The sequence below is a fragment of the Pedobacter sp. AJM genome (genome assembly GCF_002197755.1).
In the GTDB taxonomy this organism is placed as follows: Bacteria; Bacteroidota; Bacteroidia; order Sphingobacteriales; family Sphingobacteriaceae; genus Pedobacter.
In genome coordinates, this window is sequence record NZ_NHOT01000002.1 from 350,407 (window position 1) to 367,517 (window position 17,111).

General features: G+C 39.1%; 13 protein-coding genes. 9 read left to right on the forward strand and 4 right to left on the reverse strand.

Features of this window, described 5'->3' with window-relative positions; translation table 11 throughout:
- Positions 1-331: 331 nt before the first annotated feature.
- Together CBW18_RS05460 and CBW18_RS05465 are read left to right on the forward strand one after the other, a co-directional pair.
- Entirely contained in the window at positions 332-1,690 is a 1,359-nt protein-coding gene (locus tag CBW18_RS05460) for an APC family permease (RefSeq protein ID WP_088300309.1), read from the forward strand.
- A 110-nt stretch (positions 1,691-1,800) separates the two neighbouring features.
- The gene (locus CBW18_RS05465) at positions 1,801-3,135 is read left to right on the forward strand and encodes an MFS transporter (RefSeq protein WP_088300389.1); all 1,335 of its coding nucleotides are present in this window, start codon (positions 1,801-1,803) and stop codon (positions 3,133-3,135) included.
- A 73-nt stretch (positions 3,136-3,208) separates the two neighbouring features.
- On the opposite strand, the gene CBW18_RS05470 is transcribed toward CBW18_RS05465, so the two are convergent.
- Positions 3,209-4,924, reverse strand: a complete 1,716-nt coding sequence (locus tag CBW18_RS05470; RefSeq protein ID WP_088300310.1) for a RagB/SusD family nutrient uptake outer membrane protein — start codon at positions 4,922-4,924, stop codon at positions 3,209-3,211.
- 15 nt (positions 4,925-4,939) lie between these two features.
- Positions 4,940-8,170, reverse strand: coding sequence for a TonB-dependent receptor (locus CBW18_RS05475; protein WP_088300311.1), 3,231 nt, complete (start codon positions 8,168-8,170; stop codon positions 4,940-4,942).
- Between the two features lie 541 nt (positions 8,171-8,711).
- On the opposite strand from CBW18_RS05475, the gene CBW18_RS05480 reads away from it, so the two are divergent.
- A complete protein-coding gene (locus tag CBW18_RS05480) occupies positions 8,712-10,013 on the forward strand; it encodes a DEAD/DEAH box helicase (RefSeq protein WP_088300312.1) in 1,302 nt (433 codons plus the stop codon).
- 190 nt (positions 10,014-10,203) lie between these two features.
- Here the strand turns inward: CBW18_RS05480 and leuS are convergent, their stop codons facing one another.
- Together leuS and CBW18_RS05490 are read right to left on the reverse strand one after the other, a co-directional pair.
- The gene (gene leuS / locus CBW18_RS05485) at positions 10,204-13,029 is read right to left on the reverse strand and encodes a leucine--tRNA ligase (protein WP_088300313.1); all 2,826 of its coding nucleotides are present in this window, start codon (positions 13,027-13,029) and stop codon (positions 10,204-10,206) included.
- A gap of 176 nt (positions 13,030-13,205) precedes the next feature.
- Positions 13,206-13,610: a lipocalin family protein gene (locus CBW18_RS05490; RefSeq protein WP_088300314.1), complete on the reverse strand. Its 405-nt coding sequence runs from the start codon at positions 13,608-13,610 to the stop codon at positions 13,206-13,208.
- Between the two features lie 202 nt (positions 13,611-13,812).
- Between CBW18_RS05490 and CBW18_RS05495 the strand changes: the two genes are divergently transcribed.
- The 6 genes from CBW18_RS05495 to truB are packed head-to-tail and all read left to right on the forward strand — an operon-like array spanning position 13,813 to position 17,109.
- Complete coding sequence (locus CBW18_RS05495; RefSeq protein WP_088300315.1) at positions 13,813-14,691, forward strand: ABC transporter permease; 879 nt, start codon at positions 13,813-13,815, stop codon at positions 14,689-14,691.
- Positions 14,691-14,921 (forward strand): DUF3098 domain-containing protein, encoded by a 231-nt coding sequence (locus CBW18_RS05500; protein ID WP_088300316.1) that lies wholly within the window; start codon positions 14,691-14,693, stop codon positions 14,919-14,921. Before CBW18_RS05495 ends, CBW18_RS05500 begins: the two co-directional genes overlap by 1 nt.
- Before the next feature lie 35 nt (positions 14,922-14,956).
- Positions 14,957-15,160, forward strand: a complete 204-nt coding sequence (locus CBW18_RS05505; protein WP_088300317.1) for a DUF2281 domain-containing protein — start codon at positions 14,957-14,959, stop codon at positions 15,158-15,160.
- Between the two features lie 8 nt (positions 15,161-15,168).
- Complete coding sequence (locus tag CBW18_RS05510; RefSeq protein ID WP_172406450.1) at positions 15,169-15,546, forward strand: type II toxin-antitoxin system VapC family toxin; 378 nt, start codon at positions 15,169-15,171, stop codon at positions 15,544-15,546.
- 16 nt (positions 15,547-15,562) lie between these two features.
- Positions 15,563-16,357: an undecaprenyl-diphosphate phosphatase gene (locus CBW18_RS05515; protein ID WP_088300319.1), complete on the forward strand. Its 795-nt coding sequence runs from the start codon at positions 15,563-15,565 to the stop codon at positions 16,355-16,357.
- A gap of 26 nt (positions 16,358-16,383) precedes the next feature.
- On the forward strand, positions 16,384-17,109 hold the full coding sequence (truB, locus tag CBW18_RS05520) for a tRNA pseudouridine(55) synthase TruB (protein ID WP_088300320.1): 726 nt from the start codon (positions 16,384-16,386) through the stop codon (positions 17,107-17,109).
- Positions 17,110-17,111 lie beyond the last annotated feature (2 nt).

A 17,111-nucleotide genomic window follows, 5' to 3' on the forward strand; every position in this document is an offset into this window, starting at 1 on the left:
AGCCTTACCGAGGGATGTTCGGAACAAGCCTTAACACTCAACATGACAATAAGTTTGGGATGATTTGATATCGCTTAAATGAGCCATCATCTGTGATGACGGTTCAAAAGCCGGATAGCAAAATTATTATACAATAATAGTTTTAATCTTTGAAGCTCGCAAATGAAAATTTCAACAATTGTTTTGGGGATTGAGGAGCACGGAAAATGAGAGATGGAAAAGTGGGAATTGTTGAAATGTTTAATGGTCAAATTACCAGCTGAAAGCGGCCAACCGGAAACTTCTTCCATAATTTCCCTATCTTCGTTCTCTTTTATTTAAACCTGATTTAATGCAACCTAAAAAGCAGCTCTCACTCTTTGATTTATCCATGATCGTAGTGAGTTTGGTGATTGGAATGGGAATTTTTCGTACGCCGGTAAATGTGGCTGCAAAAGCTCAGATACCTGAACTTTTCTATTTGGCATGGTTTATTGGTGGCTTTGTGGCATTTTGCGGGGCACTTACGTATGCAGAAATTGGTTCCAGATACCCTGTAACAGGAGGATACTATAAAATCTTTTCTGCCGCTTATCATCCTTCAATTGCTTTTGCAATCAATTGCATCGTCATCATTTCAAGCGCGGCATCTGTAGCAGCTATTTCTATTATTGGGGCAGAATATTTAGGCAAAATTGTTTTACCAGCCCATATGCAAACTGATGTTTACCGGGTAGCCATTGCCATTACCACCATTTTAGTCTTTTATTTCATCAATTTACTCGGTTTAAAAGCAAGTTCAAAAACGCAAAATATATTAACCATAGTGAAAATCGGCTTGATTTTACTGCTCATCTCGGCGGTATTTTTTGGTTCACAAACCGAAACCATCATGCCTGTATTTAAAACGCATACGGGCACACGACCAGGGTGGACAGATTATGGAAAAGCTTTGGGATTATGTTTAATTGCCGTGTCTTTTTCTTACGCCGGATACGCACAAACCATTAATTTCGGGGGTGAAGTGAAAGAAGCCAAAAAAGTGATTCCACGTTCAATCATCATTGGCCTATCCATTATTGTTGCACTTTACCTGATTATCAACTACGTTTATGTTCGGGTAATCGGTTTCGAAGAACTTAAATCTGCCGAAAGTATCGCAGCCATTTTAGCTTCCAGGATATTTGGACCTGCTGGTTTTAAGATGCTTTCAGTCATTATTTTTGTTTCTGTAATGGGTTATGTAAATGTGAATTTATTGAGCAATCCAAGGGCCATGTTTGCCATGGGTGAAGAAGGGGCACTTCCAAAGATTTTCAGCAAAATGAATCAGAAAACGGAAGTGATTACCATCAGTTTAACCGTTTTCACTTTAATTGCTGTGGTCATTATCTTTTATGCCAAAACTTTCGACAAAATTTTAAACTACACCATTTTTCTGGAAAGCATCAGTATGGCCAGTTCTGCCGCCACCATCTTTATTTTAAGAAAGCGGACAGCACATCTTGATCAGAAAAGCATTTATACCGTCCCTTTATATCCTATATTGCCCATTATATTCATTGCGGCTTATACTTTTGTTGCGTTTAGCATTTATGCAGACGATCCTGGCGCAGCGCTCAATGGTTTATTTATTTTTACAGGTTTTCTGGTTATTTATTTTGCGACCAAATTATTTCAAAAGAAACGTAATTTTTCTAATAAAAACTAATCAAAAGCATATAGTTTTCAACCACTTTCTGCAAATAAAGTTGTTACTTGAAACTAATTAGAAGCGCACAGGTTCGTTACCAAAAGAATAAATCAAATGGAAAAAATTTAATGAATAAAACGCTCACTTTAAAACAAGAAATTACTTATGCAGCAGGCATGATTGGCTGGAGTACAATGACAAATATTATCATTGTAATGCTGCCTTTTTTTTATTTGCCTCCAAATCATTCCGGCTTACCTGCTTTGGTTCCGCAACTTGTTTTTTTAGGCGCGTTCAATATTTTATCCATTATTGCCGCATCTGGAAGATTGGTTGATGCCTTGTTTGATCCCTTCATTGCAGGCAGAAGCGATGCCAGTAAAAATCCGAATGGCCGGAGGATGCCATTTATGAAATGGGCGATTGTACCGGCCATACTGTTTTGCGGATTGGTGTTTTATCCTCTTCAAAAAACAGAGAGCTTACAAAATGCCTGGTGGCTGACCATCACCCTGTGCTTGTTTTTTATATCTGTAACCACTTATATTATCCCCTATAATGCCTTATTGGCAGAAGTAACCAACACCCCGCAGCAAAAAGTTAAATTATCCAGTTATCAGCAGGTTGGATTTGTAATTGGCATTATCTTTTCAGCTTGCACCAATAATTTCGCCGATCTCGTTCAGGACTACTGTACAGTGGCAAACCGGAGTGAAGCCATACAAATCGCCATTTGGGCTTTGTGTTTATTATCAGGCTTGATGATGGTGATGCCCATATTCACCATTAAGGAAAAAGACTTTTCTGTAGCCAGGCCAACACATGTACCCCTATGGCCCGCCATAAAAAACACCTTTAAAAACAAAAACTTTAAGTATTACCTGATTTCAGATTTTGCCTTTTATACCGCGTTAAGTATCATTTCAAGCGGATTATTATTTTTCTGCACCGTTTTACTGGGTTTACCGGAATCAGAGGGCGGGAAATTTATGGGTACCATGGTAATCGCTTCTTTATTATTTTATCCGCTGATTACTTTCGGATCGGCTAAAATTGGCAAGAAGCCTTTTGTATTACTGGGATTCGGCATCCTGTGCCTGATATTTGTAACCATTTATTTCTTGGGCAAACTCCCGTTCGGTCCTTACACACAAATTTATCTTCTGGTACTCTCAGCCTCTTTTCCTTTGGCGGCCCTGGGTATTTTGCCCACAGCGATCTTAGCAGATATAGCTCAAAAGGATACTTTAGAAACCGGTGAAAACCACGAAGGAATGTTTTTTGCAGTGAAATACCTTTTTGTAAAATTAGGGCAGACTTTAGGCATCGCTATTTTTGCCATGCTCACGATTTACGGGAAAGATCCGGGAAATGATTTTGGCCTCCGCCTGAATGGAATTGTAGGATTCGGACTTTGTTTACTGGCACTTTTATTTTTTAGCAGGTTTAAGGAAGAAAAATAAATCCATTAAACGGGCTGGCATAAAAAAAACGCATGAAACAGTTCGCTTCATGCGTTTTTTAAAATTAAGGCTATTAGTACCCTGGACTTTGTTTCAAGGTTCCGTTACTTCTGTCAATCTGATCCTGAGGTAATGGAAAATATTCGTCTCTTGATTCAATCGTTATACCATTCAGATAGTTGAAGTATTTTCCTTCAAAAGTAAAATAACTCTCCAGTGTCTGCTTGGCAATCCCCCAGCGCACCAGGTCAAAAAAGCGGTGTCCTTCCATCGCCAATTCCAGTCTGCGCTCAAAACGAACCGCATTCCTGGCATAAGTAGCATTTGGAAATGATGGATATGGGCTAACTTTGTAAGCTGCCGCCGGCGTACCGTTAATTGTTGTCGGGGTTATTTTAGCTGCCCGAAGTCGAACAGCGTTCACTAATGTTAATGCTGTAGAAAGGTCATTTGTTTCAACAGCACATTCTGCAGCCATTAGATAAACATCACTTAAACGGATAAGATTAACATTCAAACCGGTGACGTTAGTCATACCCGGACCAGTACCCGACGCAATCTGAGAAGACTCAATTGAATTTTTTACCGCTACAAACGGGCCACCATTACTGGCATCCCTGATCCAGCTATCGCCAGCCATAATTCCCCAATCACGATAAGGTACACCGCGGCGTCCGATGGTGGATTCTATTCTTGGATCAAATGCTATTGAACGATCTAACTGATAACTCGCTTTCTCAGCAGCTGATAAATTTAAATCAGAAGTATAAGCATTGGTTCGGTAGCTACCATCTAACAGTGGTAAGCCTGAAGCATCTACTTTAAAGGCATTTGCTAAATCAATAGTTGGCTGAAAAAATCCGCAGCAGTTAATTGGTGTTACCCCTCCATAAGGGAAATTTAACATATCACCCACATTGCCATTATCACCACCTGTTCCGTCTGTACCTACCGAATGCTGTACAGCTACGATAGATTCTGGTCCGTCTTCTTTGGTAATATCAAAATTATCACCATAAGGCATATCTACCAAACTTCCTTTTGCCGTAATGACGGCATTAAGTTGAGCATAAGCTTCAGCATAGCGTTTTTGGTACAATAAAACCTTTCCAAGGTAAGCCTGAGCAGCATATTTATCCATACGACCCTTTTGACCTTTAGGTTTAGTGGTTCCAAGGTTGGCTACTGCAGCCTGAAGATCCTCAATGATATTCGGGTAGATATCCTTGTCGTTGGGAATAATGGCTCCGTTTGAGGCTTCGGTAACATAAGGCACCATTTTAAAAACCCTCACGAGAAAGAAATAATAATGTGCCCTGAGCAGCCTGGCTTCGCCCTGGATTTCTTTCGCCCTGCTATCTGAAAACTTTGTAGCCCCACTTCCAGATTGTAGCGTTGCAAGTACCTTTAAAGTATTGTTACAACGTTGAACACCTTCAAAGCATCTATCGTACAAGTTAGCGAGGTTATCATTTGTGCTGGTAGGCGAGTGTTGCTCTATGGCATTCATATTAGGCTGATCTCCATTACTACTGCCTTTGTGCGCATTATCAGAAGCTACTTCACCAAATAACCATTGGCTCGGTGCTGCACCATAATTACCCCATGTGCCATTAATATTACCATTGAGCAGACCGTATGCACCTACAAGTAAACCCTCTACCCCATCCTGTGTGGTCAATTGCTCTGCTGTAAGCTCAGCCTGCGGGTTTAGCGAAAGAAAGTCCTTTTTGCACGATACGCTACTTAAAATGAATATGGATAAGAAAATATATTTTATATGTTTCATCTTGAAATCTTTTAATTAAAATCCAACATTTATACCTAATAAAAACTGTCGAGGTGATGGATATACCCCCTGATCAACCCCCGGAGCAGTGAAGCCATCCGTAATCTGACTAACTTCCGGATCTACGCCTGTATATTTGGTGATGGTAAATAAGTTACTCGCTGCAACATATACCCTGAATTTGCTGATACCTGCTTTAGATCCAAAAACTTTATCAGTAGGGATGGAATATCCGATCTGAAGATTTTTAAGCCTTAGAAAACTACCATTCTGAATATAGTAACTGGAAGAAGCAAATTCTACATCAGATGCACCTGTATAGGCAGAAGGGATAGTACTGGTAGGGTTGCTTGGACTCCAGGCATTTAGCAAACGGGTACTTTTGGCCCCATCAAATGATGGGAAATCGGTAAAGTAACGGGTAGCTTCGAAGATATCATTACCTTGTACACCATATAAGAATGCTGTAATATCAAAATTATGATAAGAGGCGTTCAGATTAATACCATAAGTAAAATCAGGATTTGGATTTCCAATAATGGTACGGTCTTTCGGGTCAATCACACCATCTCCGTTAATATCCATGTATTTTAAGCCACCTACACGGGCACCAGTATAAGATGGGCTGTTCTGGATATCTGCTGCACTCTGGTAAATTCCATTGGTTTTATATCCATAGAAAGATCCGAATGGGGCACCTTGCTGTAGAACACTGGTTTGCAAACTTCTGTAATTACCATACACCTGGTTGAAAATTCCGGGAGCAAGCTGATCGATTTTATTTACGTTTCTTGAAAAGTTAACACCAATATCAAACTTAAATGGATTATCGGCTTTTCTGCCATAGTGATAGGCTACATTAAATTCGATCCCTTTATTGCTCATGTCACCAATATTCACAAATGGAGAACTTCCGCCTCCAACTGCACTTGAAGGTAAAGGCAGGTTATAAAGCATATCAGTAGTTTTCTTATTGTACCAGTCTACTGATCCATCAAAAGCCCCCTCAAATAAGGTAAAATCTATACCCACATTCAGGGCTTTTAATGATTCCCATTTCACATCGGAATTTAGATAAGCATTTTGCCATACACCAGTGGTGAGCGTATTTCCACCTCCAACGGCATAAGCTGCATTCGTGATCGAACTTTGGTACCTGTTGATATACTGATATGGCGGAATCCGCTGGTTACCCGTTTGACCGTAACCTACACGAAGTTTTAAGTCACTTACCCATTTAACACTCTTCAAAAACTCCTCTTCCGATAATCTCCAGGCTATACTCCCTGCGGGATAAACACCGTATTTGTTTGCCGGACCGAAGTTAGATGATCCATCCCTCCGAACGGTTACGCTGGCCAGGTAGCGGTCATTAAATGAATAATCTACTTTTCCAAATATGGAGAATAGGGAACCGATAGCGCCTGTGCTGGAATTACTGATATTGGAAGATCCGGTGTTGAGGTAATAATAATCCAGATCGCCTAGTAAAAAGAAATCATTTCTTGATCCATTTAATTGTCTGGATCTTGAACGTATGGCTTCAGTACCAACCAATACATTTAATTTATGCTTTTCATTAAAGGTAGCACTATAATTTAAAGTATTAGACCAGGTCCATTCTGTATTATAACCCTGGTATTCGCTTAAATTATTAGAGTTATTTCCTTCCGAGAATTCGAGGTTTGGATAACGCATAGACATCCCGTTATAATTTTCATAACGGATACCGAAATTGGTTCTCAATACCAAACCTTTCAGAATATCGCCTTCGGCAAACATATTACCGAAAAAGAAATTGCTTTTGTTTAAGTTATCCTTTGCCCTGTAAAGAAAAGCAACAGGATTTTCAGCATTTCCGAGCTGACTTCCACGGCTTCCGGCAAAATTTCCGTTAATGTCATAAACCGGAATAATTGTCGGAATCCTGTAGGCCCAGCTTAATGCACTACCCTGATCCTGGTAACCACCTGGCGTATTTGGATTTACACCAAAACCATATCCTTCAGAATAACTGTATTGCGCGTTTTCACCAAAACGAACGTGTTTGTTGAATGCACTAACGGTTGTATTTGATCGAAGGTTATAACGTTTAAAACCTGTATATTCAATTGTTCCCTTCTGATTAAGATAGCCTGCAGACAAGGCATAGGTTGAATTTTCAGAACCGCCTGTTGCGCCCAGCTGATAATTTTGTACCGGAGCCGAACGGGTAATCTCATCAAACCAGTTTGTTCCTTGTTTGTTGGCCTTGGTTATCTGGTAAAAAAGCGAAGGATCCCGGCTGTAATTGTATCTTGACGGATCAGCATCTGCCGAAGTAACATCCTGCCCTAAAACAGATCCTGCGACCAAATATTCTGGTAGTACCGGCGTTGTTCCAGAACCATAATTTCTACCTGCAGCAATTGCTTTCCCGGCATTGGTATAGCTGTCAAATACATATTGCGCATATTGTTGCGGATTCATCATTTCTGGAAAACTGCCTTTCCGGGGTACCTGCGTGCCATAATAAGAATCGACGGTGATTTTTGGTTTGCCGGAGGTTCCTTTCCTGGTAGTGATAATTACAACCCCGTTATTTGCCCTGGAGCCATAAATTGATGCTGATGATGCATCCTTCAGCACCTGCATACTTTCGATATCATTCTGATTAAGCCAGGAGAGTTTACCTTCAAACGGCACACCATCAATAACATATAGCGGCTCATTATTATTAATGGTACTTGTTCCCCTGATTCGGATCTGCGGTGTTGAACCTGGTGCACCATCATTAATAATCTGTACACCAGTAGCCTTTCCCTGCAATGCTTCCACCGCACTTGCTGCAGGCTGAGCTTTTAAAACACCCATATCCACTACGGCTACGGCACCGGTTAAATCTTTTTTACGTTGCGAAGAATAACCGGTTACCACCACCTCGGTTAAATTGTTATTCTCCGCCTGTAGTATTATTGAAATATTGGTCTGGTTGCCAACTGTTACTTCTTTATTTGTAAATCCGATAAATGAAATTACCAATACATCTGATGGCTTTGCACTGATTGAAAATGCGCCATTAGCATCAGTTGTTGTACCTCCTGCCGCATTTTTAAGTTTGATTGTTGCACCTATAATAGGAAGTTGATCATCACTGGCAATAACCTTACCAGTAACTTTAGTTTGGGCAGTTGCGCCAACGGCATACAACAAACCCAAGCACAGAAGAAGGAATCCCCTCCTGAAAAAGGATAGATTTTGTTTCATAATTTATATTTTGGTTAGTATTCGTTTTTAGATCCGACTCACCTACTTATAAAGGAGTTCGAAGCTATTGGCCCTATCATAGATCTGTTAGTAACGGAGAATGGTTGTTCGCCCGATGTGAGGATTTAAAGGTGTTACGAGATAGGTTAAGGAACCAATTTGTGGATAAAGTACAGGTAATGCCATACGTAGAATTTTATTTGGTTAGTTAATAAGTTTATTCGTAGTTTAAATCATACTTTACAAACAAATTGTGTATATTTCTGATTATAAACTGATTACAAATTAATCATAAAATCATTACAAGCCAAATAATATTTTTTTTAATCGGATTAATACAGCCGTTTATAATGGGGAGCATTATTTTCATCCCTGATCTTTTGTAAAAATAATTTTTCTCGTCTCTCCGATTATTTCCCTATCTTTGTTGCCGAAGCAGGAATAAGGGCTTGCCATTCTGAATGGCATATTCTCTCCGCAAGTTAGTCCTTCAACAAATGATTGTTCTAGCTTCTTCAATAAATATTACAAAAATTCATACATGTTATTCAAAGAATTAAACCTCATAGCGCCTATTTTACAGGCACTGGAGAAAGAAGGTTATACACAACCTACCCCTATTCAGGAGCAATCCATCCCAACCATATTAAAAGGAAAAGATTTATTAGGCTGTGCGCAAACCGGAACCGGAAAAACTGCTGCCTTTGCCATCCCGATGTTGCAGCTATTACACGAAAAACACATCAATACCAAGGCAAATAAAAATATTAAGGCCCTGGTTTTAACACCAACCCGCGAGCTTGCTATTCAAATTGAAGAAAGCTTTAAGGCTTATGGCAGTAACCTTAACTTGCGCAGGCTGGTTATTTTTGGTGGCGTAAACCAACACTCACAGGTAGAAGCACTTAGAAAAGGTGTTGATATTTTAGTGGCAACTCCCGGCCGTTTACTGGATTTAATGAACCAGGGATTCATTAGCCTAAGTACCATTGAACTTTTTGTGCTGGATGAAGCCGACCGGATGCTGGATATGGGTTTCATTCACGATGTAAAGAAGGTGGTGGCCAAATTACCGGCAAAACGCCAGACTTTATTTTTCTCGGCCACGATGCCTGATGAAATTCAGAAATTGGCCAATACCATTTTATCCAGTCCGACAAAAGTAGAAGTTACACCAATTTCTTCTACAGCTGAAACCATTGTGCAATCTGTTTATTTTGTGGATAAGCCTGATAAAAAGAAATTATTAATCCATCTGCTGGAAGATAAAAAAATCGAGACCGCTTTAGTGTTTACACGTACCAAGCATGGCGCTGACCGGATTGTGAAAGATTTAGCTCATGCCGGAATCAAAGCAGCCGCCATTCATGGCAATAAATCGCAAAATGCCAGACAAAGGGCTTTAACTGATTTTAAAGATCGGAAAATTCGTGTGTTGGTGGCAACAGATATTGCAGCCCGTGGTATTGATATCGACCAGTTATCTCACGTTTTTAACTATGAGTTACCTAACATACCTGAATCATATGTACACAGAATTGGTCGTACAGGTCGTGCAGGTGCAAATGGTATTGCCATTTCTTTTTGCGATGCAGAAGAAAATGAATATTTGTTAGATATTCAGAAACTAATTAAAATCACACTACCTGTTGTTGACGATCATCCTTATCCGCTTAGCTGGGAAAGCATGCTGGCTAAAAACCAGGTTAAACGTAAACCTCAGGCACAATCCAAAGGTGGTGGTGGCGGTAAAAGAAGCGGTGATGGAAATATGAGTGGCAAACCGCGTAACGCCAGCAATAATAGAAGATCAGGTGGAAATAGAAATAAGGCGAAAGCTTAAACCCTGTCCGTCGTTCTGAACTTGATTCAGTATCCAATATGATTTAGATGCTGAATAACGATTCCCCATAAAATTGGGAATGAGGATAGCCTAAAGAAGCAAATCCCGAATTGATTGCTCAATCCGGGATTTGCTTTTTATTAAAGAATAGAAAGAAAGACCCTATGCCTTAAACTTTCCATCCTCAACCTTAAACAACTACATTAATAATCTTTCCCTTAACAAAAATGATTTTTTTCGGTGTTTTGCCATCCAAAAATTTCTGGAATTGTTCATTCGCAAATAGAATGGCTTCTACTTCTGGTTGTGCCAGGGTTAAACTCAAATTCAGGTTCATTTTCATTTTACCGTTCACTGAAACGGGATAAGCAAACTCATCCTCCACTAGGTGATCCGGATTAAAGGTTGGGAAAGCTGTATAAGATAAACTTCCTGCTTCATTCCCCAACTGTACCCAAAGTTCTTCACAAATGTGCGGTGCATATGGCGATAAGATCACCACCAGATCCTGCAAAACAGCACGTTTGTTACATTTTAAATCGGTCAGCTCATTTACCGCAATCATAAAACTGGATACAGAAGTATTGAAAGAGAAACGCTCAATGTCGTCCTGCACTTTTTTAATGATTTTGTGTAAAGCTTTCAGTTCTGCCTTGGTTGGCTCCGCATCAGAAACCGTAAATTCCCAGGCTTCATTGTGGAATAATCTCCAGAATTTCCGCAGGAACTTAAATACGCCTTCAATCCCATTGGTATTCCAGGGTTTACTTTGCTCCAACGGACCTAAGAACATTTCATACATCCGCAAGGTATCAGCGCCATAACGTTCAATCAAATCATCCGGATTCACCACATTGAATTTTGATTTCGACATTTTTTCGACTTCAACACCGCAAATGTATTTGCCGTTTTCCAGAATGAATTCGGCATTGGCATATTCTTCTCTCCACGACTTAAATTTATTCAAATCTAAGGTATCGTTCTCCACAATGTTAACATCAACATGCAATGCTGAAGTTTTGTATTCCCTCCTTAATCCTGCGGAAACAAAAGTACTAGTTGGCTTTCCATTCTCGTCATTGATGCGGTAAACAAAATTACTCCTACCCTGAATCATCCCCTGGTTAATCAGTTTTTTGAAAGGCTCTTCTTCCTTGGTATAACCTAAATCTTTCAAAAATTTATTCCAGAAACGACTGTATAGTAAGTGGCCCGTTGCATGTTCAGAACCGCCGATGTATAAATCAACAGCCTGCCAGTAGTCAATCGCTTCTTTAGCTGCAAAATCAGTATCATTATTGGCATCCATATAGCGGTACCAGTACCAGCTGCTTCCAGCCCAGCCTGGCATGGTGCTTAGCTCGTAATGATCACCGGCAGAAGGCGTCCAGTTGCTTGCCCTCGCCAAAGGTGGCTCACCCGTTTCAGTAGGCAAATATTTATTAATTTCTGGTAATATGAGGGGTAATTCCTCTTCTTTTATTAAATATGGTAATCCATCCTTAAAATAAACCGGAATCGGCTCACCCCAATAACGCTGACGGCCAAAAATAGCATCACGTTGACGGAAATTTACTTTTGCTTTTCCAACATTTTCTTCTTCTAACCAGTTATTTAAAAGTGGAACCGCTTCTCTATAGGTTAATCCATTGATGAAAGCTGAATTAATATATTTCCCCTCTTTGGTTGGGTCGGCCTGCACATCAATGTCTTTCTGTGCGTCTAAAATTTGAATAACCGGCAGATTAAAATGCGTCGCAAATAACCAGTCACGCTGATCGCCGCTCGGCACACCCATCACCGCGCCTGTTCCATAACCTGCAAGTACATAATCTGCAATGTATAATGGAACACGTTCACCACTCACCGGATTAATGACATAGGTACCGGTAAAAGCACCTGAAACTGTTTTAGTGTCCGCCATGCGGTCTAATTCAGATTTCTTTTTGGTTTGGGCTATATAATTTTCTACTTCAGCTTTTTGCTCAGGTCTAGTTAATTCAGCAACCCATTCGTGTTCAGGCGCTAAAACCAGGTAAGAAACCCCGAAAATGGTATCTACGCGGGTGGTGAAAACCTCAATGTAGTCTGAAGTACGGAGTACAGCATCAGAAGTCTGATTTGTAGATCGTAAATCTTCAATCTTAAATTTAACTGATGCGCCTACACTCTTTCCAATCCAGTTGCGTTGCATTTCCTTCACGGGTTCCGGCCAGTCGATGGTATCTAAACCTTGTAAAAGTCTGTCAGCATAAGCAGTGATTCTCATGCTCCATTGCATCATTTTTTTCTGTTCCACCGGAAAACCGCCACGTTCAGAGAAACCATCTTTAACTTCATCATTGGCCAGAACTGTTCCTAAAGCCGGGCACCAGTTCACTGTACTTTCCCGTAAATAGGTTAAGCGGTATTTCAACAATTCAGTTTGCTTTTCTTCTTCCGTAAAGGTTGCCCAATCACTTGGCAGGAATATTTTTACGTCTTCGTCGCAAGCGGCTTTTACATCAGCCGACCCTGAAGCATTAAATTTCTCAATTAAAGTGGTGATGTCTTCTGCACGATCATTTTCAAGGTTGTACCAGGAATTGAACAATTGCATAAAAATCCACTGTGTCCATTTATAGTATGATGGCTCGCTGGTACGCACTTCTCTGCTCCAGTCAAAAGAAAAACCAATCTGATCTAACTGGCGACGGTAAGTGGCAATGTTTGCCTCAGTGGTAATGGCCGGATGCTGACCAGTTTGTATGGCATACTGTTCTGCAGGCAAACCGAAAGAATCATAGCCCATTGGATGCAAAACATTAAACCCTTTAAGGCGTTTGTATCTTGAAAAAATATCAGATGCAATGTAACCCAGTGGGTGACCAACGTGTAAACCTGCTCCTGATGGATAAGGAAACATATCTAGCACATAATATTTTGGTTTTTCAGAATTGCTTTCGGCTTTAAAGGTTTCATGATCTGCCCAAAATTTCTGCCACTTTTGTTCTATTTCTTTGAATTGGTAATCCATTGCAAGTTTTAAATTTTTAAAGGAGCGAAAATACGGAAATAAAAAGCTTAAAAAAACAGAATAGATGACTATTCAAAATCCTTTAGGTTTTTAAAAACCCATAAGGATTGAAATATAAAAAAGCGCCATTGGCTATCAATAACCAATGGCGCAAGCAAACACTAGGGAATTAGATTTTATCTGGTGAGGTAATATACCTTTACAATGTTGGTTTTATCTATTTTAGCAGTAAACTGAAATTGCGACTGTGTCAGGCTTTTAACGGTTGCATTTGAAACACCTTCGGGAAAAGACATCACGAAATCGTCTCCAAGGGAGGTTGTGTACGTACCTATGGTACGCTGATTATTTAAACTCAATTCCACCTGGTCATCATTATCAGCTTTGAAATCCAGATAATCATTAATGGTATAATTAAATGTTCCGTTAAGAGATGGGTTTGTATTCCCGGAAACTTCGATTTTATTGACGGTCCATTTCCCCATGATCCGGGCTTTTAAAGAAACAGTATCTTTTTTACAGGATAATAATGCTGTTGTTGCAATAAATAATAAGCCAATTACGGTAATTTGTTTTTTCATTCAGAATAGATTTTAGGTTTTTACTAGCATTATAAACGCCTGATCTCCGGATTTCGTACCGGTTTCAAAAATTTGGGTACTGCGCTGCAATATTTTCAAGTGAACTAAATCACGGGCAGGGCCGTTATATTCATTTAGAATAGCTTTATATTGGTGTTTATCAGGTATAATTTATATTTTCGCAAAAACAAAATTGAAATACATGGAAGAATTCGAAGTAAGTGACGCATCTAAGAAAACCAAAACCGTATATATCTCTACCATTATTAGTATTGCGCTGGTTTTATTGATGCTGGGCCTGCTTGGGTTGGTACTTGTACACGCCAAAAACCTGTCCAATTACGTTAAGGAAAATATTGTTTTAAATATTATTGTTGATGAAGGTGCAAAAGAAACGGATGTGCTGGCTTTTCAAAAAGAATTAAATGCCAACCGTGCCGTAAAGCAAACACAATATGTAAATAAAGAACTGGCAGCGAGAAACCTGACCCAGGATTTAGGTGAAGATTTTGTTAATTTTCTAGGCTACAACCCGCTTACTTCTACTTTTGATGTTTATCTGAAAGCGGAATATGCCAATAATAAAAGTATTGAAACTTTAAAAGCCAACATTGCTAAAAACCCTGTTGTGAAAGAAGTGGTATATCAGAGTTCTTTAATTGATATGGTGAATAAAAATATCAATACCATTGGCTTAATTATCCTGGCATTTGCGGCATTGCTTTTAATTATTGCCATTGCACTAATTAACAACACCATACGCTTAGCCATCTACTCACAAAGATTTTTAATTAAAAGTATGCAGCTCGTTGGTGCAACGAAAAATTTTATCCGACGTCCTTTTCTATTATACGCAGCCTTACATGGTTTAATCGCAGCTTTCATCGCGATTATTATCTTACTGGCTACATTAATATATGCACGGAAAGAAGTTCCTGAAATTATTATTTTAAACAACTATAAAGAGTTTGGCTTTGTATTCGTTGGCTTAATTATTATGGGCATTTTTATTACGGGCATTAGCACCTGGTTTGCGGTAAGCAGGTATTTACGTTTAAAATCTTACAATCTTTATAGATAATGGCATTAGAAAAAAAGACAAGTCCGGTAACGAAGGACGTAAAAAGTGAATTGGTTTTTACCAAAAAAAATTATCAGCTATTGTTAATCAGCATGGGTATTGTAGCACTGGGCTTCATATTAATGATGGGCACCACTGGGGATATTTATGATTTTAGAAGGACCTTACTCGCACCCCTCGTTGTGCTTTTTGGCTTTGTCTTCGGCATTTATGCAATTCTTAAAAAATAACTTTGCTTTAAATAAAGTCTTTTTTAACTTATGATATGACGACTACAAATCTGCAAATAGAAATAAATTCTTTGCCCTTGGATCTGAGACAGGAGGTGGCAGATTTTGTAGAATTCTTAAAAACGAAAAAAGCAAATAAACCAAAATTAAAGTCACGAGAATTTGGTTACGCAAAAGGTAAAATCAAGTTAGCTGATGACTTTGATGAACCATTGGAAATGTTTTCAGATTACATTTAATGGCTTTTTTGTTAGATACACATACTTTCTTTTGGTTTGTTGCCGGCGATAATCAATTGTCTGAATTGATAAGAAAAAAAATATTAAACCTTAATGAATCTTGTTTCCTAAGCATTGCATCACTTTGGGAGATTGCCATCAAAAAGCAGATTGGAAAATTAGTATTAAATGTAGGTTTTGATGAATTATTTAGATTTGCAGAAAGAAATCAAATTGAAATCGTTTCAATTAATGAAACCCATCTAACAACTTTACTAACTATTGCCTTGATCACCCATGACCCGTTCGATAGAATTATTGTATCTCAAGCACTATCAGAAGATTTAACTCTCATTTCAAGAGACAAAAAACTCAAAAATTATAAGATAAAATTACTTTGGGACTAACCCACATTTACGTACTATGAACTATTTCCAAGCCATTATCCTTGCCATTATTGAAGGACTGACGGAGTTTTTGCCTGTATCAAGCACCGGTCACATGATTATTGCGTCATCATTTATGGGCATTGCTAGCGACCCCTTCGTAAAGCTCTTTACAATTGCCATTCAACTGGGGGCCATACTCTCCGTGATTGTATTGTATTTCAAAAGGTTTTTCAAATCGATCAACTTTTATATTAAACTTTTGGTAGCTTTTATCCCGGCAGCGGTTTTCGGATTGCTTTTAAGTAAAAAAATTGATGAGCTTTTAGAAAGCCCGATGGCAGTTGGCATCTCTTTACTCGTTGGCGGAGTAATCCTTTTATTTGTAGATAAATGGTTTAATCAACCTACCATTCATGAAGAAGAAGAAATAAATTATTTAACGGCCCTGAAAATTGGTTTTTTTCAATGTATTGCCATGATTCCAGGTGTTTCACGCTCCGGAGCCACGATTGTTGGTGGCATGAGCCAAAAATTAAGCCGAAAATTAGCGGCAGAATTTTCATTCTTTTTAGCCGTGCCAACCATGTTTGCGGCAACAGGCAAAAAACTATTTGATTTTTATAAAGAAGGAAATACCATTACGCATGATCAGGCTAATCTTTTAATTATTGGAAATGTAATCGCTTTCATTGTCGCACTTTTAGCCATTAAAAGCTTTATCGGTTTTTTGAATAAGCATGGCTTCAGGGTATTTGGCTGGTATCGTATTATTGCAGGTTTAATCCTCATTATTCTATTGTACACCGGACATAACTTGCAAGTGATATAATCCGTATCTTTGCGGAAAAAAGATTTGTGAGTACAGAAAATTCTAAGTTTAAAGATTTCAATTTTGCCGAGGGCGAACTGCTTTTAATTAACAAACCTTACAAATGGACTTCATTTGATGTGGTGGGCAAAATCCGTAACGCTCTAAAACCATTAAAACTAAAGGTTGGTCATGCGGGCACATTAGATCCGCTCGCTACCGGCTTATTGATCATTTGTACAGGGAAACTCACCAAGCAAATAGATACTTTTCAGGCAGAAGAAAAGGAGTATACCGGAACCATGATGCTTGGTGCCACTACCCCATCATTTGATATGGAGACAGAAGTTGATCAGACCTTCGACATTTCAACCATCACTCCTGAACAGATATACAATGCTACAGCACCATTTATTGGTGATATTGAGCAATATCCGCCTGCACATTCAGCTGTAAAAATCAACGGCGAACGTTTATATGTCAAAGCCCGTTTGGGTGAGGCCGTAGAATTACGTAAACGTTTCGTAAGTGTCCCGGAATTTGAAATTACCAGAGTTGAACTGCCCGAAATAGACTTCCGCATTGTTTGCAGTAAAGGCACTTATATTCGTTCTTTAGTGTCTGATTTTGGGAAAGCATTAAATAATGGTGCCTATCTATCTAAACTCACCCGAACAAGAAGTGGAAACTTTTTGCTTTCAAATTCGTTTGAGGTTCTGGAGCTCGTTAATTATATTCGTAGCAGGAAAGAGGAAACTAAAATCCAGGAGTAAAA

What these genes read in the sequence shown, in the direction of transcription:
- CBW18_RS05460 (WP_088300309.1), top strand. Translation starts at nt 332, where the DNA reads ATGCAACCTAAAAAGCAGCTCTCACTCTTTGATTTATCCATGATCGTA.
- leuS (WP_088300313.1), bottom strand. Translation starts at nt 13,029, where the DNA reads ATGGATTACCAATTCAAAGAAATAGAACAAAAGTGGCAGAAATTTTGG.
- CBW18_RS05495 (WP_088300315.1), top strand. Translation starts at nt 13,813, where the DNA reads ATGGAAGAATTCGAAGTAAGTGACGCATCTAAGAAAACCAAAACCGTA.
- CBW18_RS05465 (WP_088300389.1), top strand. Translation starts at nt 1,801, where the DNA reads ATGAATAAAACGCTCACTTTAAAACAAGAAATTACTTATGCAGCAGGC.
- CBW18_RS05490 (WP_088300314.1), bottom strand. Translation starts at nt 13,610, where the DNA reads ATGAAAAAACAAATTACCGTAATTGGCTTATTATTTATTGCAACAACA.
- CBW18_RS05505 (WP_088300317.1), top strand. Translation starts at nt 14,957, where the DNA reads ATGACGACTACAAATCTGCAAATAGAAATAAATTCTTTGCCCTTGGAT.
- CBW18_RS05500 (WP_088300316.1), top strand. Translation starts at nt 14,691, where the DNA reads ATGGCATTAGAAAAAAAGACAAGTCCGGTAACGAAGGACGTAAAAAGT.
- CBW18_RS05475 (WP_088300311.1), bottom strand. Translation starts at nt 8,170, where the DNA reads ATGAAACAAAATCTATCCTTTTTCAGGAGGGGATTCCTTCTTCTGTGC.
- CBW18_RS05470 (WP_088300310.1), bottom strand. Translation starts at nt 4,924, where the DNA reads ATGAAACATATAAAATATATTTTCTTATCCATATTCATTTTAAGTAGC.
- CBW18_RS05480 (WP_088300312.1), top strand. Translation starts at nt 8,712, where the DNA reads ATGTTATTCAAAGAATTAAACCTCATAGCGCCTATTTTACAGGCACTG.
- CBW18_RS05515 (WP_088300319.1), top strand. Translation starts at nt 15,563, where the DNA reads ATGAACTATTTCCAAGCCATTATCCTTGCCATTATTGAAGGACTGACG.